A 20,923-nucleotide genomic window follows, 5' to 3' on the forward strand; every position below is an offset into this window, starting at 1 on the left:
GAAGGAGGTTCGATGTAATTCGGGCGACAAGTTCAGGGCAGCCAGCCGGTGCAAGTCCGGTCCGAGGAGACGCCAGAGTCCTCGGTAGCGGGGCTCCCGGCATCGGTCGAGAGGCCGGTGTCGAAGTGGAGCGACGATCACCCCTTGGGGGTGCGCAACCGGCCGGTCCGCAACATCAAGTGAAGCCTGCAGCGTCGTCAGCACCGACCCGCGTGAGCGGGGCCAAGGAGGAGCCGAGCCCGTGCCTTAGAGGGCGAAGGCCAGGGAAGACGCCTGGGAATCTGGAGCGGGCGTCGAAGAACCTCCCGGCGTAAGGGGCGTGGAACGGTCGGAAGGTTGTCCTGGGAACTGGAGAGGGCCTACTCGGCCCCGGGTCTGCGGCCCGGGAAGCAGGGCCTGCCTATAACCGGTGGAGCCGGGAAGTGGCGGGCTGCCGAGAGGCAGTCGGAGGGGGCCGTAGTAGTGCCGATCGGCGGGACAACACAACCCGTCAGGAGCGAAGGACCCCTGCTTCATCGATGCGTGTCGCGTGTGAGGAGGAGGCTCGGGTGAGTGCCGGATTGGCTAGTTCCGCCCGCCGGGAGGAAGGCGTCGCACGACTGGATGGCCGGCCTTTGGACAAGGTCCGTGCCTTGCAGTGGACGCTCTACCGCTGTGCCAAGCAAGATCCTGAACGTCGGTTCCATGCCTTGTACGGCCATGTCTCCCGCAGGGACGTCTTGTGGCGGGCCTGGTCCGGCGTGTGTGCGAACCGGGGCGCTCCCGGCGTGGACGGGTTGACCGTCGATGCCGTGGCCGCCGCCGGGGTGGAGGAGTTCCTCCGCGACTTGTCGCAGCAACTGCGGGCGTATACGTATCGCCCGTCACCGCTGCGGCAGGTCCTGATCCCCAAGCCGGGGCGGCCGGGAGAGTTCCGGCCGCTTTCGATCCCCACTGTGGCTGACCGGGTGGTGATGACCGCCGCGAAACTGGTTCTCGAACCGGTCTTCGAAGCGGACTTCCTGCCGGTCAGCTATGGGTTCCGGCCCAAGCGGTCCGCGATCGACGCGTGCGAGAGCGTGCGCGTGGAGGCGAACCGGGGCCGGGAGTGGGTGCTTGAGGCCGACATCCGCGACTGTTTCGGATCGATTCGGCATGACGCCCTCGTGGCCCAGGTGGCCCGGCGCGTCGTGGACGGCCCGATGCTGAAGCTGATCCGGATGTGGCTCCGGGCGGGGGTCCTGGAGGACGGGGCGACCGGCTCACCAGGAGCAGGGACCCCACAGGGCTCACCGATCTCACCGTTGCTCGCCAATATTGCTCTGCACGTCCTGGACGTGGCATGGCAGCGAGACGGGCACCGGTACGGGGTGCTGGTGAGGTACTGCGACGACTTCGTGATCCTGTGCCCGACCAGGGAACGTGCCGTGCAGGCGCGGGAACTGGCCGGGACGGTGCTGGTCGGCCTCGGGTTGCAGCTGCATCCGGAGAAGACCGGCATCGTCCACCTCGCCAGGGGTGGGCAGGGTTTCGATTTCCTCGGCTTCCACCACCGGAAGGTGGAATCGTGGCGCCGCCGTGGCAGGTTCCACCTGCAACGATGGCCGTCTCAGCGGGCGATGGGGGTGCTGCGGGACAAGATCCGGGCGGCGACCGACCGTCGTCACGTGGGACGGTCGCTGTCGGCCGTGGTCGCCGACTTGAACCCGGTCCTGCGAGGCTGGGCGGCGTACTTCCGCAACGGCAATTCCGCAGGGAAGTTCTCCACGATCGACAGCTACGTCCACGAGCGTCTCGCGATCTTCGACAATCGCAAGCGCGGCATCCCGGGCAGAAAGTGGGGCAAGCGCCACGACGGCGCGTGGTTCGCCAGGCTCGGAGCCTTTCGCCTGTCTGGAAACGTGCGCAGGGTGGCGGTGCATGCCAGCCGGTGAACGATGTCGGTAAGCCGTGTGCGCGAGAAGCGCATGCACGGTTTGACGGGCGGGGGCTGGAAACGGAGCCTCACAGGCCACCGCGCCAGTCCCCGACCCTACTCAGCCCTCACTGACTGGCCTGACCAGTCCACCACCCACTGGACACCCTTCCTGGACGCCCGCAGCAGCACCGCGAGAGTCCTACGGGCGGCGTTCGGGAACCGATGGTTTCTTGAACGTCGCGGGGTGTCAGCAGGCCTGCGGGGTCGTTCCTCATGGCTGCGCTTGCTTCGGCAAGGTAAGGATTTCGGCTCCATCGTCGGTGATAGCGATCGTATGCTCACTGTGTGCTGTCCGGCAGCCTGTCGCACTTCGGAGCGTCCACCCGTCGGCATCAGTGACCAGTTCAGCGGTGTCCGCCATGACCCACGGCTCCAGTGCCAGCAGCAGCCCAGGGCGCAGTTTGTATCCACGGCCAGGCCGTCCGGTGTTCGCAACGTGTGGGTCCTGGTGCATCGTTGATCCGATGCCATGCCCTCCGAACTCGGTGTTGATCGGGTACCCGGCCTCGCCGAGGACTGTGCCGATAGCATGCGAGATGTCGCCGATGCGGGCCCCGGGCCCGGCAGCGGCGATCCCTGCGGCCAGCGCGCGTTCGGTTGCACTGATCATCGCGACGCTCTCTGGGGGCTGTGCGTCGCCCACGATGAAGCTGATGGCGGCGTCTGCAGCGACTCCGCCCTTGGAGACGGCGAGGTCGAGTGTCAGTAGATCGCCGTCGGCAAGCGTGTAGTCGTACGGCCGTCCATGGAGCACGGCGTCGTTGACGGCCGTGCAGATGTAGTGGCCGAACGGGCCGCGTCCGAAGGAGGGCTCATAGTCGACGTAGCAGGACGACGCTCCCGCCGCGACGATCATTTTCTCGGCCCACCGGTCGATGTCCAGAAGGTTCGTGCCGATCGTGCTACGGCTCTTCAGCGTCTGCAGGATGTCACCGACCAGGGCGCCGGTGGTTTTTGCCCGGACCAGCAGGGTGGAGTTAAGGATCTCGATCATGCGGCGCCCTTCTCATGCAAGCAATAACTATACCGGCCTTACTATACCGGTATTAGAATTGGGGTCATGGTCGGGTTGCCGCTCACTCCCGCAGAGGTCGAACGCGGACAGCGCCTCGGCGCCCTCCTGCGTCGGGCCATGGGAGAGAGAGCTCGATGCTCGATGTCGCGCTCGACGCACGGGTCTCACCGGAGACCCTCCGGCAGATCGAGTTGGGCCGCGTGGCCACCCCTGCTTTCCCGACCATCGCGGCGATCGCCGATGTCCTCGGCCTCTCCCTCGATGCGGTGTGGGCCGAGGTCAGCCAGCCCAACGTGGCGTTACTGAGCTTGTAGCCGTGGTGTCGTCAGCTTGAGTCTGGTCTCGGCGAGGCAGCCGTCGATGATGTCGCTGCGGTATTGGATCTGGCGGAGGCCGTGTCGTAGCGGGCGGATGAGGTGGTCGGGGTCGGTGAAGGCGGTGTTGGCCTGGCTGCTGCGGCGGAGCAGGGACCAGATGCCCTCGACCGGGTTGAGGTCGGGAGCGTAGGGCGGTGGGTAGTAGACGGTGATCCAGTTCGTGGCGTCGATGAAGGCCCGCATCCGGTGGTCTTTGTGGACGTTCAAGTTGTTCCAGATGAGGACGATCGGGCCGCCGAGCTGCTGGTGGGCGGCGATGAGAAGGTCGCGGTACTCGGTCCAGGTGAAGCTGCGCCGGCCGCCTTGCTTGTGGTCGGTGTGCCGTTTGGGCCGGTAGATCAGGCGAGAGCGTTCGCCGGGTTTGTAGCAGGTCAGGGCAGCGATGGAGTAGCGGCGTTGGGAGCGGCCGCGGACCTTGATGACGGGTGTGTGCCCGCGTTTGGCCCATGTCCGTGAGGTCGGCGGCGTCATCGAGAATCCTGCTTCGTCTTCGAAGATGATCCAGGCCCCGAGCGCTGCCGCGGTGGTTCCGCCTGTGGCCAGGTCTCCGTCACCCAGCCTGCCACCGCGTCCTCGTCACGCTCGCGAGCACGCCGGGCGGGAACCTGATGGCTCCAGGCGTTCCGTCGCAGCATCTGCGAGATGCCCGACAGGGTCATGGTTTTGTGGAATCATCGGCCGATGAGCGTCTTGATCCGTGCCAGGGTCCACCGCTGGTCCGGCCATCCGTGCGCGACCGGCCCCTTTCCCAGCTCTTCCTCCAGTACGGCAAACAAGTCCTCGCTCAGCTTCGGCCGGGAGGCGGGGCCACGTGAGCGCAGGGCCTGCTGTCCGCTGTCCTGCCAGGAGCGCCGCCATCGCTGAACCGAACGGACGCTGACACGTAACTCCTTCGCGATCACGGCATTGCCGAGATCGTCGGCGAACATGCCGGCTGCTTCCATCCGGATCCGCTCGCGGAAAACCTGTCTCTCCGCGGTCAGACCCCCACCCTGCGGATGCCTCATACCTCCGGCTTACCGCAACGATCACGGTGCGTCAGCCCCTACGACACCACGGCTACAAGCTCAGTTGTCGGCGTACGGGTCAATCTGCACAGTCGGGTACGCGCGAACGTGCACCGGTGCGGGTGGCTGTCCCTGGGCGGAGGGCGCCGGGTAGGTTGATCGTTTGTGCCGTTCGGGCGGTTCAGCCCGCCACCACGGTTCGGAAGAACAGCCGAAGGAATTGTTTCGTGCCGGATGTCGAGGACCTGTGCCCGGCTCCGACTGAGGGGTGCAAGCGCGCCGAGTGGGCGCGCGGGACACAAGGGGACACCTGATGAAGTACGTTGCGATGATCTACGGCAACCAGGCCAAGTGGGACTCCTTCCCGGCCGATGCCTGGCCCGAGGCGATCGCCAAGCAGGACGCGTTCAACAAGAAGTACCGCGACAGCGGTGAACTGCTGGGCGCCTACGGCCTGGCGGACTCGGCCAACGCGCAGCTGGTGCGCCGAAAGGACGGCGTCCCGGCGGTCACCGACGGGCCGTACCTGGAGACCAAGGAGTACATCGCCAGCTTCTACATGCTGGACTGCGAGTCCCTGGAGCGCGCGCAGGAGATCGCCGCCGACATGCCCTTCGCGGACATCGAGCCGGTCGAGCTGTGGCCGGTGCTGCACGACGCCGCGACGGACCTGTGACCGAGAGGCCCGGCGTCGAGGACCTGCTGCGCGAACTGGCGCCGCAGGTCCTCGGCGCGCTCATCCGCCGGTACGGCGTCTTCGACACATGCGAGGACGCCGTCCAGGAGGCGCTGCTGGCCGCCGCCCTCCAGTGGCCCGCCGAGGGAACTCCGGACAATCCCCGGGGATGGCTGGTCACCGTCGCTTCCCGCCGGCTGGTCGACCAGGTCCGCAGTGAGCAGGCGCGCCGGCGCCGCGAGGACCGGATCGCCCTGGCCACTCCGCAGGCCGAGCTGCTGAGCCGCGCCGCCGACGCCGAACCGGACGCTGACCGGGACGACTCCCTGGCGCTGCTATTCCTGTGCTGCCACCCGGCACTGTCCGAGCCCAGCCGGATCGCCCTGACACTGCGCGCGATCGGCGGCCTGACCACCGCCCAGATCGCCGCGGCCTTCCTCGTCCCCGAGGCGACCATGGCCCAGCGCATCAGCCGCGCCAAACAAACCGTCAAGACCTCCGCCACCCCGCTGTGCATGCCGAGGGCAGCCGACCGGGCCGAACGGCTGGAGGCGGTGCTCCACGTGCTGTACCTGATCTTCAACGAGGGCTACACCGCCACCGACGGCGCCGACCTGACCGCGCCGGCCCTGTCGGCCGAGGCGATCCGGCTCACCCGCCTGCTGCACCGCCTGCTGCCCGACCACACCGAAACGGCCGGGCTGCTTGCCCTGATGCTGCTCACCGACGCGCGCCGCCCCGCCCGCACCGGACCCGACGGCGACCTGGTGCCGCTGGCCGAGCAGGACCGCACCCGTTGGAACCGCCGACTTGTCGCGGAGGGCCTCGACCTGATCAGCCGCACCCTGCCCCGCGGACAGGTGGGCCCGTACCAGCTGCAGGCGGCCATCGCCGCCGTCCACGACGAGGCCGAGCACGTCGACGCCACCGACTGGCCGCAGATCCTCACCCTCTACGACCTGCTGGAGCACCTCGCACCGAACCCGATGGTCACCCTCAACCGCGCGGTAGCCGTCGCCATGGTGCACGGACCCGCTGCCGGGCTCGATCTGCTGGCGGTACTGGAATCCGACAAACGGACGGCCCGCCACCACCGCCTGCTCGCCGCCCGCGCCCACTTCCTGGAACAGCTCGGCGACCTCGACGCAGCGGCCCACGCCTATCGCGAGGCAGCCCAACGCGCCACCAGCACACCGGAACGGCGCCACCTCACAACCCGCGCGGCACGCCTCGCCCCCGAGCAGAACTGACCGGCAAAGCCGCACCACCAACGGAACTCGGGCACCACCGCTGTGCACGTTCGGCTGTACTCGCCTGTGCACTTTCAGGTGTACGCCGACATCAGTAGCCCGGGTTCTGGTCACCACGCACGTGAGCAGTTGACCTTGTAAGTCTCCATCCCGCAGCTGTGTTGGAGGCGTCGGCACCGCTTGCCGCCCCCGCGGAGGGCAGCACGTCACAGTGGCCGACGGAGAGCACTCCGGCGTCAAGCTCGACCCAGGGGAACAGCTTCTGGACGGGGTCGGTCCACGCCCAGTGGGTGGTAGCCGGGCGCTCATCCAGGAGGCCGGCGGCCGCAAGCAGGAAGGCGCCGGTGCAGATGGACTGTGCGACATCCCGTGAGTTCCCCTGAGCCCCGCTGAGTTCCTGCGCCCGTGGCCAGGGGGTTCTTCCTCCTTCGTGTGCTCTGCTGGCTTGTGACGTAACTTCGGGATTCTTGAAGCTGAAGTTCCCCCCGGGTCCTGGACAGCGGGTGTTTACGCTGCGGGGGTGAGGTCCTGCCTGAGCAAGGTTCTCGTTTCGAGCGGGGTGACGTACCCGTACTCGGGATGCCTGCGGAGTCGGCTGCGGTTGTACTCGATCTCGATGTAGCGGAAGACATCGGCCCGGGCGGCCTCGCGGGTCTCCCAGACGGTGGTTCCGATCTCCGCTTTGAGGACGGCGAACCAGCTTTCTGCAGCAGCGTTATCGTAGCAAGAGCCGACACGTCCCATCGATTGCCTCATGTGCAACTTGCGTATCTCGGTGCGGAATTCGTCACTCGTATATTCGCTGCCGCGGTCGGTATGCATGATGCAACCCTTCTCCAGGCCGCCGCGTCCGGCCGCCATCAGCAGGGCGGCAACCGGCAGCTCAGCACGGTGGTGGTCGGCCATCGCCCAGCCGATCATCTCCCGCGTCGCGAGATCGATGCAGGTCGCCAGATACAACTTCCCTTCCAGCGTGACGAGTTCGGTCATGTCGCCGACCAGCCGCATCCCGGGACGGGGTGCGGTGAAGTCCCGGCCGATCAGGTCGGCGGCGAACACCGCCCGCTTCGCCTGCCGGGTCAGGCCCCGACGCCGGCGGCGGGTGATCCCGACGATCCGGTGCTTGCGCATCAGCCGCTCGACCCTCTTCGAGTTCACCGCCCGCCCCGCCCGCCGCAGAGCGGCGTGGATCCGCGGGGCCCCGTAGGCACCACGCGATCCGGCGTGGAGCACTCGGATCTCGTCCACCAGGCGTTCCTCCTCGCGCCGCGCGGCCCGGCGCGCCGACGCGGCCGCCTGGTGCGCGTAGTAGGTAGAGCGCGGCACTCCCAGTGCACGGCACAGCAGCGCAACGCTGTGCCCTGCGAGATTGTCGTCCGATGCCTTCTGCGCGTCGATGAAGCGGCACCGCGTGGCGGTGTCTACCTCATCTTGTCCTGCGCGAAGAAGGCGGTCGCTTTTCCCAGGATGTCGACCGTCTTCTCCAGCTCGCGGACCTTGCGCCGCAGCTGGGCGAGCTCTTCCCGCTCGGCGCTGGTCAGAGCCCCCACAGGCCCCTCGCCCCGGTCGACCGCGGCCTGCTTCACCCAGCCACGCAGACCCTCCGGGCTCACCCCCAGGTCCCGGGCGACCTCGGTGACCGTCTTTTCCGACGACAGCGCCAGCGCGACGGCATCCCGCTTGAACTCCGCCGTGTACCGCTTGCTCGTATTGCTCTTCTTGCTCACTACCTGTGACTACTTCCTCCGGGACCTTCCGTCCCAGTATCAGGCTGTCCAGGTCAAAGGGGGAGCTTCAAGCGTTCTCATCTTGTCCGACCGATCCGCAGTCGGGTCGAAGGTGAGGAGGCTCGGGTTGGCGGCGCTGGCAGTCGTACGGGACCTGCGTGAGCACTGGGCGCCCGCGTCGGCTGGGGAGCTGGAGCGGTTCGAGACCGATGTGCTGTCCGGGTTTGTCCTGGGACGGGCCTCAGCAGGGCTGGCGGACGGCACCATCCGCGGGGACGTCGGTCACCTGGATCAGATCAGGACCTGGTTCGGCCGGCCCTTGTGGGACATGGAGCCCGCTGACGCGGACGTGTACTTCGGGAAGGTGTTGCGGCACTCGCCCAGCGGCACCCGGCCGGGCCGGTCGCAGGCGTTGAGCACGTATTTCATGTTCTTGGAGCTGCGGCACAAGGTCGAAATCCATCGGATGACCGGCCGGGTGGTCGAGTGCCCGATCGACGAGATGAACCGGCCGCGCGGGGCCAGAGACGCCCAGCTGCGGATCCCGCCGAGTGAGCCGGAGATCGGGACGTTGTTCACCGGCTGGGGCGGCGAGCTGGCCACCTGCCGGAAGTTCGCTCCGACCGCCCGGAACTACACCGCCTCGAAGGTGATGTCCCAGGTCGGCCTGCGGGTGAGCGAGGCGTGTGGGCTCGACCTGGACGACATCAAGTGGGACCTGGGCCGCTTCGGCAAGCTCCACGTCCGCCACGGCAAGGGGGCCCGCGGCTCGGGGCCCCGCGAGCGGATGGTTCCGCTGATCAATGGTGCCGACCGGACACTGCGGTGGTTCATCGAGGACGTGTGGGGCCAGTTCGACGACGATCACACTCGCCCGGGTGCCCCGTTGTTTCCCTCCGAGCGCAAGAACACCGACGGCTCCGCCCGCCGGGTCGGCGATGACGCCCTGCGCAACGGGCTCGACAACGCGGTCGCGGCTCATCTGCCGAGCTGGACGGACAGGTTGACACCGCACGTCCTGCGGCATTTCTGCGCGTCCCAACTCTACGGAAACGGCCTGGATTTGCTCGCAATCCAGGAGGTTCTCGGACATTCCTGGATCGCTACGACCATGCGGTATATCCACGTGCAGCAGACCCGGGTCGAGGACGCCTGGGTCGCCGGGATGGAACGGGCCGCGAAGCGGCTGGAAGGACTGGCCCGATGAGGTGGAACCTGCGGCTGACCGCCGCGAACAAGGGTATCTGGAAGGCGTCCGAGCTCCAGCGGAGCCTGGCCGAGCACGGCCTGGTGATCTCGGCCGGCAAGATGTCTGGGCTGTGGTCCGGTCAGCCGGTCTCGCTCAAGCTGGAGGACCTGGACGTCATCTGCGTGGTCCTCGGCTGCGAGATCGGAGACCTGCTGATCCCCGAACCGCAAAAGGTCCGCCGCCCTGGCCAGGCAGAGGAGACGGAACGAACCGCGGTCGGCGCGGGACCCGCCGCGCCGAAGGTGATCTCCAAGCGCCGGGACGGCCGGTCGCTGCCGCCGAAGTGATCCGGTGGCACGGTTCCCGAAGGGCTACGTCAAGCCCACCGACTCCTGCGACAGCTGCCTGGCCTGGGGAAACTTCAGCGGCCGCCTCTGCTCCACCTGCTACATGTTCGGCCGCGGCCACGACGCGGCCGCATGCACTGGCTGCCGGCGCGTCCAGCCGCTGAAGTGGAACTACTGCCGCCTGTGCTGGTGCCAGGCCCGCCTCAGTACGAAGGCCGTCGTCGGCCAGTCCGCGGACGAGACGGACGTGCGGGACCGGCTCGCCGCCGTCCGGCATCACCAGCTGTTCTTCGTCGGGATGCACTACCGCAGGAGACCGACCCCCGCGGCTCCGGTGGATTTCAAGTCCAGTGAGACATTTGTGTGGCTATGAGATCTGTGGTGTGGTTTCCCTGCGCTTGGCGGGGTCGTTGATCCACGCTTGCTGGGGTATCTCGGGCGGTGTGGGGCGGCGACCGAAGCGTTCGGGGTGGCGGGCGAACGCTTCGGCGAGCGTGACGGCTCTCTGGTCGCGGACCTCCTCGGCGGTGCCGAAGTGGACGCTGGCGGGCGTGTGCCATCCAATGCCCGAGTGCCGGTGCTCGTGGTTGTAGTACGCGATGAACGCGTCGAACCAATCACGGGCGTGGGCCAGGGAATCGAACCGCTCGGGGTAGTCGGACATGTACTTGGTGGTCTTGAAATGGGCCTCGCTGTAGGGGTTGTCATTGGAGACTTTCGGCCGGGAATGGCTGCGGGTGACGCCGAGGTCGATCAGCAGCTGAGAGACCTTCTTGGAGGTCATTGAGGTGCCCCGGTCGGCGTGGACGGTCTCGGGCACGATGCCGTTGCGCTCGATGGTGTCCCGGATCAACTCCTCGGCACGCTCTGCTGATTCGGCGCGTTCGACGGTGTGGCCGACGATGTAGCGGCTGAAGATGTCGATGACGACGTAGGCGTGGTACCAGGTGCCCTTGGCCGGTCCGGCGAGCTTGGTGATGTCCCAGGTGAAGACCTGGGATGGGGCGGTGGCGACCAGTTCGGGCACGGTCTTGGCCGGGTGGGTGGCCTGACGGCGACGCTCGCCGGACTGGCCCTTGTCACGCAGGATCCGGTACATCGTGGAGACCGAGCAGTGATAGCGGCCCGCGTCCAGCTCACGGGCCCAGATCTGCGCGGGCGGCAGCTCCACGTACTCGGCGCTGTTCATCAACTCCAGTACTGCCGCACGCTCTTGATCCGTCAGCGCCGAGGGCTGGGCCTGGACGTGGGAGCGGGGCGTGCGGTCGGTCGGGGGCTTGAGCCTGCGGTAGTGGGTGGCCCGGGAGCGGCCGGTCAGCCGGCACGCGGCCGTGATGCCCAGCTGGCCCTGAACGCCGGTGAACGCGGTGTCCACCACGGGGTCGGTGGCGTGTTTCAGTCCGCGCTCTCGGAGATCATTTCCAAGAGCGCGGAGGCTTTTCCCATCACCTCGAGTGCGGCCTTGTTCCGGGCCAGGTCCTTCTGCAGCCGCTCCACCTGCTGTCGCAGCTTCTCGTTCTCCACCTCCGCGGCGGACTTCTTCGTGCGGGCGGGGCTGGTCCGGCGGTCGACCAGGTTTTCCAGGGCCCCGGCATCCCGGGCGGCCCGCCACTCCTTGACATGCGAGTGGTAGAGGCGTTCCCGGCGCAGGACCGCGCCCTTCTCGTTCCTGGGCGCGGCGTCGTACTCGGCGACGATCCGCAGTTTGTACTCCGAGGTGAAGGTACGGCGCTTCGGCCTCGGTGCCGGGTCGGACCCGACGGGCTCAGTGCTGGGCATAAGGGGCGGTTCTCCTGTCGTGCCCTCTCAGGCTAACCCCGCAGAACGGGACGTCTCACCCGAGGCTGACAGAGAGGGCTCGGACGCGCGGAGGACGGCGGGGAGCCCCGCGCAAGCCGCCTCCTGCACCGGCCTGGCGCCCGGATCCCGGCTGGCGGCAGCTACCGCTGTTCGCACAGATCCCCCGTGACTACAGCCGGCTCGGCCTGGCCGACGCCGACCTGGCCAGCCCGTGGCTGGCCTGGGCAAAGTACCTCGCCCCACCGGCTCGCCGAGACCCGCGGCTGGGGCCGCAACATCCGCTTCGCAGTCAACCGCGCCCTGACCCTCGTCCTCACCGGCTACGTCGAGGGCGACGTCATCCGGCACACGGAGATCTTCGCCCTGCTGCGGGCCCTGGACCTGCCGGTTGGCCACACCGTCACGGTCCTGGACGAGATGGGGATCTTCGAGGACGACAGCGAACCCTCCTTCGAACGCTGGCTCGCCGAGAGGCTGGAAGGTCTCGCACCCGGCATCCGCTCGGAGGCCGAGCGCTGGACCCGCGTCCTGCGCGACGGCGGCCCCCGCAGCCTCCCGCGACGGGAAGGCACGGTCTGGCTCTACCTCAACCGAGTCCGCCCGGCCCTACTGGAATGGTCGAACCTCTACGACCACCTGCGGGAAGTGACCCGCGACGACGTCCTCACCTACATCAGGACACTGCACGGCCACCAGCGCCACGACCAACTCGTCGCCCTGCGCTCACTGTTCACCTGGGCCAAGCGGAACGGGCTGATCTTCCGCAACCCCACCAGCCGGATCAAGGTCGGGCAATACGAGTACGCCGTGCTGCAACCGCTCGTCCCGAGCAGGTCGACCGCTCCGTCGCGGCGGCCACCACCCCGGCGACGCGGCTCATCCTCGCCCTCGCAGCGGTCCACGCCGCCCGGGTCGCCCAGATCGCCACCCTCATGCTCGACGACGTCGACCTCGGCAACCACCGGCTGACCATCACCGGACGCGTCCGCCCGCTCGATGACCTCACCCGGAAGCTGCTGCTGGACTGGCTGGAGCACCGGTGCCGCCGGTGGCCGAACACCGCGAACCTTCACCTACTGATCAACAACCAGACTGCTACCAAGACCAGCCGCGCCAGCAACCACTGGATCAGCGCCGCGATGCGCGGGCAGGACGCGACACTGGAGCGGCTCCGGGTTGACCGGCAACTCGAAGAGGCCCTGACCCACGGGCCCGATCCACTCCACCTTGCCGAGGTGTTCGGACTCGATGAGAAGACCGCGATGCGTTACGCCGACTCGGCCCGTCAGCTGCTTCTGGCCTCGCCTGGTGAGCCCCCCGGCGGAACTGTCAGAGAGGCCGAATAAAGTCCAGTGACGTCCGTATCCAGTAGGAGAGACCGTGGCTCTCGACGCCGTTGAAGCGATCCGCCAGCTTCAAGACCGGAGTTCCGCCAAGCGCCGCTCGGCCGCGAAGCGACTTCGAAAACTGGGCGACTCAGATGCCGGTCCTGCCCTGCTCGAAGCCCTGGAGAATGAGGTGAGGGATTCGCGGACCTGGGAAACCCAGTACCAGATAACGATGGCGCTCGGTACTTGCGGCTCCCCGTCCGACCTTCCCTACCTCCGAGATCTCGTCCTTCAGCGCGACACTCTCCATGCGGTTCACACTGCCGGGGGCGACGCCATTGTCCGGCTGAGCTACATGGAGCACTCCCACACTGAGGCGATTCGCTGGTGCATGAGTACCGGTAACGAGACTCTTGTGGGTGGAGCGTTGCAGGCCGTGGCCATGCTCCGGCTTGCCCTGGATCAGGAAACCGTGACCGACGTCCTCGACTTCATCGAAGCTAGGTCCCCACAGGATGGGATCTACTTCTGGCCCGCTGTTGCCGCGGCCGGCTGGCCGGGGCAGCGAGCGCACGACTTCCTCACCTCATGCGTCTCCAGCCCCCGATCCGATGTCGCCGAAGCCGCCACGAGCTCCCTTGCCGGGAACTACGGCACCTACCGACCCTTGTAAGCGGTCCCGCACCCCGGGTTCGTCGTGAACCCGGGCCTCCTCGCCTGAGAATCGGCTGTCGGACCCGTGGGTTCCTACCGAGAACCCTTCAGTTTTCGCGAACTCACGGGGCTCACGGGGGTCGAGGAACATCGGAACGAAAATCGGCGCTAGTACTGCAACGACACTCCGTGATGTCCTCTGCGTTTGTAGTGGCTGATGCGAGCTCGTGCTTGGCTCTTTCTTCGCCATACGGACCAGGCGAGTACGTACTGGAAGCCATGGCGGACGGGAAAGCAGATGCGATTGAAGAGACGCCGGGCCTCGTTCATGGTCACGGGTATGAGGGATCCCTCGGTATCGGTTTCGGGACCCCCTTTTTTGCCTCCGCCCGCAGGATGGCGAGGAAGGCGAGGGCGGCCATGGAGAGAGTTATGTGCCGGTACCACGCGGTATAGCCGCGGACTTGGTAGTGATCAAGTCCGGTCTCGTTCTTCGCGGCCTGGAAGCATTCCTCGACCATCCACCGGGACCCCGCGATCCGCACGAGTTCCCCAAGAGGCGTCCCGGTCGGGGAAAAGCAGATGTAATAGGCGATGTCCGTGGGGTCGGTAAGGCTGCGGCGTGCCAGTAACCAGTGGTCCCAGCCCTCGCGGCGCCAGGGCCGGATCGCGGCTGCCGCCCAGTCGTAAACCCTCGGCCCATGAGCACCGTTGCCGCAGTTCAGAGACTTCCACTCATCGTCGGCAGGCTGGCTGATCAGCTCGTCGGCGCGGGCCTGACCGAAGAATTCCATGGTGATGACCATCTGCGATTTCGGAACCGCCAACACGTGAGGTATCTCGTGGTCCTCCAGCCACAGCCGGATTCGGCTTGTCTGGCCGTAGACTTCATCAGCAGTCACCCAGCCAAACGGGATCCCAGCCTCCACCGCGCGTTGCAGCATGCGCAGTCCCAGGTCCGGTTTGGTGGCGAACTCGACATCGTCTTCGATACCGGCCGCCCGGCAGCGTTCACGGTCCGACGTCCAGCCCTTCGGAAGATACAGCTCACGGTCTATCAGGGCACGCCCCTTCTCGGATCCGTAGGCCAGGAAGACTCCGATCTGAGAATTCTCAATCCGGCCGGCCGTCCCCGAGTACTGTCGGGCCACACCCGCCGACCGGACGCCCTTCTTCAGGAATCCTGTCTCATCGAGGATGAGAATTCCCTGTTCGGGATCCCCGAGGAGTTCCACGACCGCGTCGCGGACATCGTCGCGCAGAGCCTCGGCGTCCCACACGTAGTGGTTCAGCACACGCTGCATGCCCTGGGGGCCGTCATCGCCGACAGTCTCCGCCAGGGTCCAGCCGTTCTTGCGTTCCGTCTCACTGAGCAGTCCCCGCAGGTAGGACACCACCCGCCGCCGCGACTCCACACGACCGAACCGACCCGCGAACCGCGCCACGAAGTCATCGAACACATCTGACCAACCGTCAGTTATCTCTTCCTGCATGCAGCGATCAACGAGGCAGCGTCCACAACGTCACGGAGTGTCGTTGCAGTACTAGTGGTGTCGGCGACGTCCCAGCAGGCGATGCCCGCCGTTGATGAGAGCGGGCCCGGGGGGCGAGCAACGCGGATCCCGGGCGGTGGGGTGGTCATGCGCGGGCCTCGATGCCGAGTTCGGTGAGCAGGCTGCGGATGCGGCGCTCGATCTCGTCGCGGATGGGGCGAACGGCTTCGACACCCTGGCCTGCCGGGTCGCCGAGCTTCCAGTCGAGGTAGCGCTTGCCTGGGAAGACGGGGCAGGCATCGCCGCAGCCCATGGTGATGACGACGTCGGACGCCTGAACCGCTTCTGTGGTGAGGATCTTCGGGGTCTCGGCGGAGATGTCGATGCCGGCCTCGCGCATGGCCTCGACCACGGCCTGGTTGACGGTGTCCGCTGGGGCGGAGCCGGCGGAGCGGACCTGGACGCGGTCGCCGCCGAGCGGGTGAGGAAGGCCGCGGCCATCCGGGAGCGTCCGGCCACCGTCCGGCCCGCCGCGTCGCGCGCCCGGACCGGGTCACCATTCACGGGCACCGTCGCGCCGCTCGCGCCACCGGCACCGGACCGCGGGTCCTGTGCCAGCGGTCGTACGACGACACCGCGCACCACGCCCACGGCAGGCTCGGCCTTCGCCCCGCAGCCCAGCGACGCCAGAGCGACCAACACCATCACGGCACCCCACACCGCAGCCAGCTGACCCCGCCGTGCTTGCATGCCGGACCACCTCCCGCTCCAGTCTGAGCTAAGGCACCGAAGCTGGCCGGCGGCATCAAGAAACTCTGGCTCGACAAGCCGGTGCATGTGACGCTGGACCAGAGCGTGCCGCAGGTCGGCGCCCCGGAGGCCTGGGCGGCCGGCTACGACGGCACCGGCACCAAGGTGGCCATCCTCGACACCGGTATCGACCCCGACCACCCCGATGTGGCAGGGCGGGTGAAGAAGACCCAGAGCTTCACCGACGACCCCGACGCGGTCGACCACCACGGTCACGGCACGCATGTCGCGTCGACCATGGCCGGCTCGGGCGGCAAGTACAAGGGGGTGGCGCCAGGTGCCGGTCTGTACATCGGCAAGGTCCTCAACCATGCTGGTGTTCGCTGGCCGGCAGTGACGGCACCGACCCGCTGAGCCAGGCCGTCAACGAACTCACCGAGTCCTCCGGCACGCCGTTCGTCATCGCAGCCGGCAACACGGGCCCGGGCAAGGGGACCGTGGGCTCGCCGGGCGCCGCCGCCGACGCGCTGACCGTCGGCGCGGTGAACAAGCAGGACCAGCTCGCAGGCTTCTCCAGCCGCGGCCCGGTCACGGAGACCTTCGCGGTCAAGCCGGAGATCACCGGACCGGGCGTCGACATTGTCGCCGCGCGTGCGGCCGAGACCGCGATGGGTACCCTGGTCGACGGCAACTACACCTCGGCCAACGGTACCTCGATGGCCACCCCGCATGTGTCCGGCGCCGCGGCGATCCTCGCGCAGCGCCACCCGGACTGGACCGCCGACCGGCTCAAGCAGGTGCTGGTGAGCACCGCCAAGCAGGGCTCGTTCACCGCCATGCGCTGGGTGGAGGGGCTCATGGCCGGCACCCCCGACGGCGGCCGCGACCACGGCATGGACGCCCGTACCCGCACCTTCGTGACCCGCACTACGGAAAACCTCCTGCGCGCCTTCGCGGAGGGCCCCGCCGCACACCACCGTCCCGCACCGCGCGCGAACGTCGGCGAGTTGTACAAGAGGCGCGCGGTCTGAACGGCGACCAGCCGTTGAACGCGACGCGGGCCGGTCCCGAGGGACCGGCCCGCGCTGTTTTCACCGGAACTGGGTCACGAGACCTTCTTCAGCGTGAAGTTACCGGTGACGGTGCCCCCCTTCGCGAGCTTCACCGTGGTGGTCACCGGCTGGTAGCCGTCCTTGGACACGATCACCTTGACCGGGTTGAGGCGGCTGTCGAACCACAGGCCGTAGGTGCCGTCCTTGGTCGTCCGCAGGGTGTAGCTCGTCGTCGAGGCGTTGATCTGGATGGTCGCCCCGGCCAGCGGCATGGTGCCACCCTTGCCGTCCTCGCCGAGCACGGTGCCGGCGTACTTGCCCCAGTCCTTCGGCGGGTTGACGTGCATCTTCACGCCGACGTTGGCGACCGAGTACGGGGTGTCGGTCTGGGCGGTCAGCACCGCGGTGTAGTCGCCGGGCTGGGTGACCTCGGCGACCGTGGAGTCCAGGCTGACGGTGATCGTGGTGCTCTCCCCGGGCTGGAGCGTCACCTTGTCCTTGCTCGTGGACAGCCAGGAGACGTCCGAGGACTCGCTGCCCTGGTCGTAGCCGGGCAGCATCTCGACGGTGGACACCGGCGGCGTACCGCTGCCACCGGTGTTGCCGCCGATCTTGTAGAAGCCGGTGGCAGCACCCACGCGGTAGACGCTGGTGTTGGCGTTGGGCAGGGCGGTCCAGCTGCCGGTGCCCGGGTCGAAGGCGTAGCCCTGGTTGGTGATGGCGGCGCTGTTGTTGACGACACCGCTGGAGATCACCAGCTTGCCGCTGCCCACGCCGTACGCCGAGCCCCACAGGTCGGCGGGCATGTCGGCGATGGGCGACCAGCTGTCGGCGCCCGGATCGTAGACGTAGGCGTGCTTGGTCGAGCTGCTGCCGCCGTTGCCACCGGCGCAGTAGAGCTTGCCGCCGATACCGCCACAGGACTGCCAGGCGATCGGCTCCGGGTAGGAAGCGATCTGGGACCAGCTGTCGGACGACGGGTCGTAGACCGTGACGTCCGTGGTGCCGCAGGTGCTGGTGCAGCCGCCGACGACGTACAGCTTGCCGCCGAGCACCGCGCTGCCCGAACCGGCGTACGGCTTCGGCGAGGACGCCTTGGTGGACCAGCTGTTCGACGCCGGGTCGTAGACCTCCAGCTTGGCGTCGGGGTCGCCGTCGGCACCCCAGCCGCCGACCACGTACAGCTTGCCGCCGATGAAGCCGTGGGCCGGATTGCCCTCACGGGTGTCGGCCGCGGAGGCCAGCTTGGTCCAAGTGCCGGCGCCGGGGTCGAGGGCGTACAGCGCGTTGCTGTCCGCGCTGCCGGTGTAGCCGAAGCCGGAGTAGACCTTGCCGTCGTAGACGGCACCGATGTTGTCCTGCACCGCGCCCGGCAGGTTGGCCACCGGCTGCCAGGCGTCACCCGCCGCGTTGGCCGCCGGAGCCGCATCCGCGGTCTTGCCCTTGCTGAGGGCCAGCGGGGAGTAGTCACCCTCCACCAGGTTGAGCGGCGCGCCGCCCTTGACCTGCTGGGTGAAACCGCCCGGCTGCTCGCCCAGGGTGAGGCTGGCAGGCGCCCCGCCAGTGTTCTTCACCGTCAGGTCCTGGGTAGCCTTCGCACCCCAGCCGACCGTCTTGTCGACCGAGTTGGAGGTGAACGCCAGCTTGCCGGCCTTCAGGCCGAAGTCCGCCTTGTTGGTGCTGTCCGCCGCCACGTCCACCGTCTTGTCCACGTCGCCGTAGTGCGACTTGGAGGCGGTGAACTTGTGGCTGCCGGTCTTGGACGTGAACATCCAGTAGAAGCTGCCGCCGAGCGCCGGGTCGTCCGGGGTGGCCGTGGTGGTGGCCTTGTCCTGCGGGGAGTCGGCGTTGACGACAGTGGCGCCGACGACGCCGTCGCCGGTGTTGGCGTCCTTCACCGTACCGGCCACCAGACCACCGTTGACAGGCTCGTAGGTCCGCTTGCCCACGAACACGTTGTCGAGCTCCCACCAGTAGCCGTAGCTACCCGTGAAGTGGAACCGCAGCTGCACGCCGGGCTTCCCGGCGTAGTCGGTCAGCGGAACCTCGACGTGGGCCGGGCCGGTCAGGGTGGTGGTGCGGTTCCAGACGTTGGTCCAGGTCGCACCGCCGTCGGTGCTGACGTCGATGTTGCCGGTCTGGTTGCTGAAGCTCTTGTAGTCGGTGTCGAACTCCAGCTGCGGGCTGTTGTTACCGGTCAGGTCGAAGACCGGCGTGATCAGCGAGCTGTCCTGCTTCTTGCTTGCGCCGATCTTGTCACTGTCGACCATGGCGAAGGCGCCGGAACCGCCGGTCTTGTTACCCCGGTTACCGAAGTCGTTGAAGGCCCAGCCGCCGGTGGTGCCGTCGGCATTGACGATGGTCCAGCCCGCGGGGGCGCCGGCGGTGGAGTCGAAAGGCTCGGTCGAGCCGGACCGCTTGACCTCGTAACCGGGAGCCTTGGCCTCCTGGGCGTCCGCCGGGACCGCGACGTTCACGGTCTGCGCCGCGTTGTCCACGGTCACCTGCTTGGTGACGGCCTTGTAGCCGGGGTACACGGACGTGAAGTTCAGGGTGTAGTCGTTACCCTCAGGAAGGTCGACGCTGTACTCGCCGGTGAACGGGTCGGTGAAGACCGGGGCGCCAGGCACGTCGTTAATGGTGATCTTCGTGTAGAGCGGCCAGCCGTGGCCGGAGCCATCGGTCACCTTACCGGTGACGGTCTGGTGGGGCACCGCGTCCAGCGCGAAGTTGGTCGTGACGGTACCGTCCGCGTCGACGACGACGCCGCGGACCTTCTTGGCCTTGTACCCGTAGCCGTACGCCGCCATGTCATAGGTGCCGGGCGGGATCGTCAGGGTGTAGTGACCCTGGGCGTCGGTGGTCGCCCGGTAGTCACCGGCCACGACGGAGGCGCCGGCGAGCGCCTTACCGGAGCTGTCGGTGACGGCGCCGGTAACCTCGCCGTGCGAGCCGATGGCCGCGGTTGCGGCGGTGCCCTGAGTGACTGCCGTGGCGCTGGTCGCCTGGGCGACGGGGAAACCCAGGACGGCGATGGCCGTCGCGGTCAACGCAGCCAACCGTGCGGAGTTCTTCCGCGCGGCCGGTCTGGAATACCTAGAAGTGCGCAATGTGTGACTCCCATGCTGCTGAGCTGGGGTCGACCCGTGCGCTGGTTCTCGGTCGACAGTGGATGGATTCATCCACCGAGATAACTAATGCATCATGGGCATGTCCTCGACAAGAGGGCCGTGCGTGGCAAATGCATGACATGAACCCGCCAACGCGACGCGGAACCACCACAACCTGGTAGGCCGTACCCACAAGCGGCGGAGACCATTCACGCTCTCCTGGTGCAAGAAGTGCCGTCGTGGTCAGCGCGCGGCGGCGCTACCGCGGCCGGGTCTGGGTGACGCGCCACTGGTGGCGTTGTATCTGCGCCAGTTCAGCCAGCCGCTCGACGAGATCCTGGTGCGGGTCGAGCAACTGCAGAGCAGCGGCGCCTCCTTCGCCCGGGTGGAGGGGCTCGCCCGGCTCCCCCGTTCGGTGCCGGAGGGCGAGGGTCCCGCTCCGGCGGACGACCGGATCGATGTGACCGGGGTGCGCTACGCCTACGACCGCGGAGGCGAGGTGCTGCGCGGGGTGGACCTGACCGTGCGGCCCGGGGAGCGACTGGCGGTGGTGGGCCCCTCCGGCGCCGGAAAGACGACGCTGAGCAGGCTGCTGGCGGGCATCGACGCGCCGACCTCGGGTTCGGTGACCGTGGGCGGGGTGCCGGTGGCCGGTCTCGCACCGGAGCGGCCGCGCCGTCAGGTCGTCCTGGTCACCCAGGAGCACCATGTCTTCCTGGGCGCGGTACGCGACAATCTGTGGGTCGCCGAGCCGTCCGCCGCGGACGAGGAGCCGTGGGCGGCCCTCACCGCCGTCGGCGCCGACGACTGGGTGCGCGAGCTGCCCGAGGGTCTGGACACCGCGCTGGGCGAGGGCGGCCACCGTACGGACGGCTCCCAGGCCCAGCAACCGGCCCTGGCCCGGATGGTTCTGGCCGATCCGCACACCCTGATCCTCGACGAGGCGACGGCCCTCCTCGACCCGACTACCGCCCGCCGCACCGAACGCGCACTGACCGCCGTGCTGGAGGGCCGTACCGTCATCGCCATCGCGCACCGCCTGCACACCGCGCACGACGCTGACCGTGTGGCGGTGATGGAGGACGGCCGACTGACCGAGGTCGGGCCGCGCGACAACCTGGTGGCGGCGGACGGGGCGGACGCGGCGCTGTGGCGCTCGTGGCACGGATGACGGACCGGCGGCGCCGACCC

The 20,923-nt window shown here is 67.9% G+C and carries 16 protein-coding genes and 5 pseudogenes; 12 read left to right on the forward strand and 9 right to left on the reverse strand.

The window, feature by feature from the left end; genetic code table 11:
• The first annotated feature begins 518 nt into the window (after positions 1 to 518).
• A complete protein-coding gene (gene ltrA, locus OG395_RS49500; protein WP_327248765.1) occupies positions 519 to 1,913 on the forward strand; it encodes a group II intron reverse transcriptase/maturase in 1,395 nt (464 codons plus the stop codon).
• 255 nt (positions 1,914 to 2,168) lie between these two features.
• On the opposite strand, the gene map is transcribed toward ltrA, so the two are convergent.
• Complete coding sequence (map, locus tag OG395_RS49505; protein WP_327248766.1) at positions 2,169 to 2,951, reverse strand: type I methionyl aminopeptidase; 783 nt, start codon at positions 2,949 to 2,951, stop codon at positions 2,169 to 2,171.
• 66 nt (positions 2,952 to 3,017) lie between these two features.
• Between map and OG395_RS49510 the strand changes: the two are divergent.
• A pseudogene (locus tag OG395_RS49510) lies at positions 3,018 to 3,286 on the forward strand (helix-turn-helix domain-containing protein).
• On the opposite strand, the pseudogene OG395_RS58740 reads toward OG395_RS49510, so the two are convergent.
• Positions 3,272 to 4,356, reverse strand: a pseudogene (locus OG395_RS58740) (IS630 family transposase). The pseudogenes OG395_RS49510 and OG395_RS58740 overlap by 15 nt on opposite strands.
• Before the next feature lie 313 nt (positions 4,357 to 4,669).
• On the opposite strand from OG395_RS58740, the gene OG395_RS49525 reads away from it, so the two are divergent.
• Positions 4,670 to 5,032 (forward strand): YciI family protein, encoded by a 363-nt coding sequence (locus OG395_RS49525; RefSeq protein WP_327248768.1) that lies wholly within the window; start codon positions 4,670 to 4,672, stop codon positions 5,030 to 5,032.
• Complete coding sequence (locus OG395_RS49530) at positions 5,029 to 6,282, forward strand: RNA polymerase sigma factor (RefSeq protein ID WP_327248769.1); 1,254 nt, start codon at positions 5,029 to 5,031, stop codon at positions 6,280 to 6,282. Before OG395_RS49525 ends, OG395_RS49530 begins: the two co-directional genes overlap by 4 nt.
• A gap of 507 nt (positions 6,283 to 6,789) precedes the next feature.
• Here OG395_RS49530 and OG395_RS49540 read toward each other — a convergent pair.
• Both OG395_RS49540 and OG395_RS49545 read right to left on the reverse strand, forming a co-directional pair.
• Positions 6,790 to 7,680, reverse strand: a complete 891-nt coding sequence (locus OG395_RS49540; protein WP_327249710.1) for an IS3 family transposase — start codon at positions 7,678 to 7,680, stop codon at positions 6,790 to 6,792.
• Between the two features lie 23 nt (positions 7,681 to 7,703).
• Positions 7,704 to 8,009, reverse strand: a complete 306-nt coding sequence (locus OG395_RS49545) for a transposase (protein WP_327248770.1) — start codon at positions 8,007 to 8,009, stop codon at positions 7,704 to 7,706.
• Between the two features lie 127 nt (positions 8,010 to 8,136).
• On the opposite strand from OG395_RS49545, the gene OG395_RS49550 reads away from it, so the two are divergent.
• From OG395_RS49550 to OG395_RS49560, 3 genes are read left to right on the forward strand one after another with little or no spacing between them, the layout of a single operon-like run.
• Positions 8,137 to 9,216, forward strand: coding sequence for a tyrosine-type recombinase/integrase (locus OG395_RS49550; RefSeq protein WP_327248771.1), 1,080 nt, complete (start codon positions 8,137 to 8,139; stop codon positions 9,214 to 9,216).
• On the forward strand, positions 9,213 to 9,545 hold the full coding sequence (locus OG395_RS49555) for a helix-turn-helix domain-containing protein (RefSeq protein WP_327248772.1): 333 nt from the start codon (positions 9,213 to 9,215) through the stop codon (positions 9,543 to 9,545). Before OG395_RS49550 ends, OG395_RS49555 begins: the two co-directional genes overlap by 4 nt.
• A 4-nt stretch (positions 9,546 to 9,549) precedes the next feature.
• Positions 9,550 to 9,918: a hypothetical protein gene (locus tag OG395_RS49560; protein WP_327248773.1), complete on the forward strand. Its 369-nt coding sequence runs from the start codon at positions 9,550 to 9,552 to the stop codon at positions 9,916 to 9,918.
• On the opposite strand, the gene OG395_RS49565 is transcribed toward OG395_RS49560, so the two are convergent.
• Positions 9,913 to 10,920 carry an IS3 family transposase gene (locus OG395_RS49565; protein WP_327241096.1) on the reverse strand — a complete coding sequence of 336 codons (1,008 nt, stop codon included), beginning with the start codon at positions 10,918 to 10,920 and terminating at the stop codon, positions 9,913 to 9,915. The two genes, OG395_RS49560 and OG395_RS49565, sit on opposite strands and share 6 nt — an antisense overlap.
• A 20-nt stretch (positions 10,921 to 10,940) precedes the next feature.
• Positions 10,941 to 11,324, reverse strand: a complete 384-nt coding sequence (locus OG395_RS49570; RefSeq protein WP_327241097.1) for a hypothetical protein — start codon at positions 11,322 to 11,324, stop codon at positions 10,941 to 10,943.
• Positions 11,325 to 11,510: 186 nt separating this feature from the next.
• On the opposite strand from OG395_RS49570, the gene OG395_RS49575 reads away from it, so the two are divergent.
• The 3 genes from OG395_RS49575 to OG395_RS49585 are packed head-to-tail and all read left to right on the forward strand — an operon-like array spanning position 11,511 to position 13,346.
• Positions 11,511 to 12,314: a hypothetical protein gene (locus OG395_RS49575; protein ID WP_327248774.1), complete on the forward strand. Its 804-nt coding sequence runs from the start codon at positions 11,511 to 11,513 to the stop codon at positions 12,312 to 12,314.
• Entirely contained in the window at positions 12,278 to 12,691 is a 414-nt protein-coding gene (locus OG395_RS49580; RefSeq protein ID WP_327248775.1) for a hypothetical protein, read from the forward strand. The genes OG395_RS49575 and OG395_RS49580 overlap by 37 nt, the downstream gene beginning before the upstream one ends.
• Before the next feature lie 34 nt (positions 12,692 to 12,725).
• A complete protein-coding gene (locus OG395_RS49585) occupies positions 12,726 to 13,346 on the forward strand; it encodes a HEAT repeat domain-containing protein (RefSeq protein ID WP_327248776.1) in 621 nt (206 codons plus the stop codon).
• Positions 13,347 to 13,659: 313 nt separating this feature from the next.
• On the opposite strand, the gene OG395_RS49590 is transcribed toward OG395_RS49585, so the two are convergent.
• On the reverse strand, positions 13,660 to 14,820 hold the full coding sequence (locus tag OG395_RS49590) for an IS701 family transposase (RefSeq protein WP_327248777.1): 1,161 nt from the start codon (positions 14,818 to 14,820) through the stop codon (positions 13,660 to 13,662).
• A 145-nt stretch (positions 14,821 to 14,965) separates the two neighbouring features.
• Positions 14,966 to 15,321 (reverse strand): annotated as a pseudogene (locus tag OG395_RS49595) (arsenate reductase ArsC).
• Between the two features lie 279 nt (positions 15,322 to 15,600).
• Between OG395_RS49595 and OG395_RS49600 the strand changes: the two are divergent.
• A pseudogene (locus OG395_RS49600) lies at positions 15,601 to 16,391 on the forward strand (S8 family serine peptidase); the annotation flags it as partial.
• A gap of 284 nt (positions 16,392 to 16,675) precedes the next feature.
• Here the strand turns inward: OG395_RS49600 and OG395_RS49605 are convergent.
• Positions 16,676 to 19,672, reverse strand: coding sequence for a carboxypeptidase regulatory-like domain-containing protein (locus OG395_RS49605; RefSeq protein WP_327248778.1), 2,997 nt, complete (start codon positions 19,670 to 19,672; stop codon positions 16,676 to 16,678).
• 352 nt (positions 19,673 to 20,024) lie between these two features.
• Here OG395_RS49605 and OG395_RS49610 point away from each other — a divergent pair.
• Positions 20,025 to 20,903, forward strand: a pseudogene (locus OG395_RS49610) (ABC transporter ATP-binding protein); the annotation flags it as partial.
• Positions 20,904 to 20,923 lie beyond the last annotated feature (20 nt).

Origin of the sequence: Streptomyces sp. NBC_01320, from assembly GCF_035974375.1 — a bacterium.
In the GTDB taxonomy this organism is placed as follows: Bacteria; Actinomycetota; Actinomycetes; order Streptomycetales; family Streptomycetaceae; genus Streptomyces; species Streptomyces yanii.

What these genes read in the sequence shown, in the direction of transcription:
- OG395_RS49555 (WP_327248772.1), top strand. Translation starts at nt 9,213, where the DNA reads ATGAGGTGGAACCTGCGGCTGACCGCCGCGAACAAGGGTATCTGGAAG.
- map (WP_327248766.1), bottom strand. Translation starts at nt 2,951, where the DNA reads ATGATCGAGATCCTTAACTCCACCCTGCTGGTCCGGGCAAAAACCACC.
- ltrA (WP_327248765.1), top strand. Translation starts at nt 519, where the DNA reads ATGCGTGTCGCGTGTGAGGAGGAGGCTCGGGTGAGTGCCGGATTGGCT.
- OG395_RS49525 (WP_327248768.1), top strand. Translation starts at nt 4,670, where the DNA reads ATGAAGTACGTTGCGATGATCTACGGCAACCAGGCCAAGTGGGACTCC.
- OG395_RS49580 (WP_327248775.1), top strand. Translation starts at nt 12,278, where the DNA reads ATGCTCGACGACGTCGACCTCGGCAACCACCGGCTGACCATCACCGGA.
- OG395_RS49590 (WP_327248777.1), bottom strand. Translation starts at nt 14,820, where the DNA reads ATGCAGGAAGAGATAACTGACGGTTGGTCAGATGTGTTCGATGACTTC.
- OG395_RS49570 (WP_327241097.1), bottom strand. Translation starts at nt 11,324, where the DNA reads ATGCCCAGCACTGAGCCCGTCGGGTCCGACCCGGCACCGAGGCCGAAG.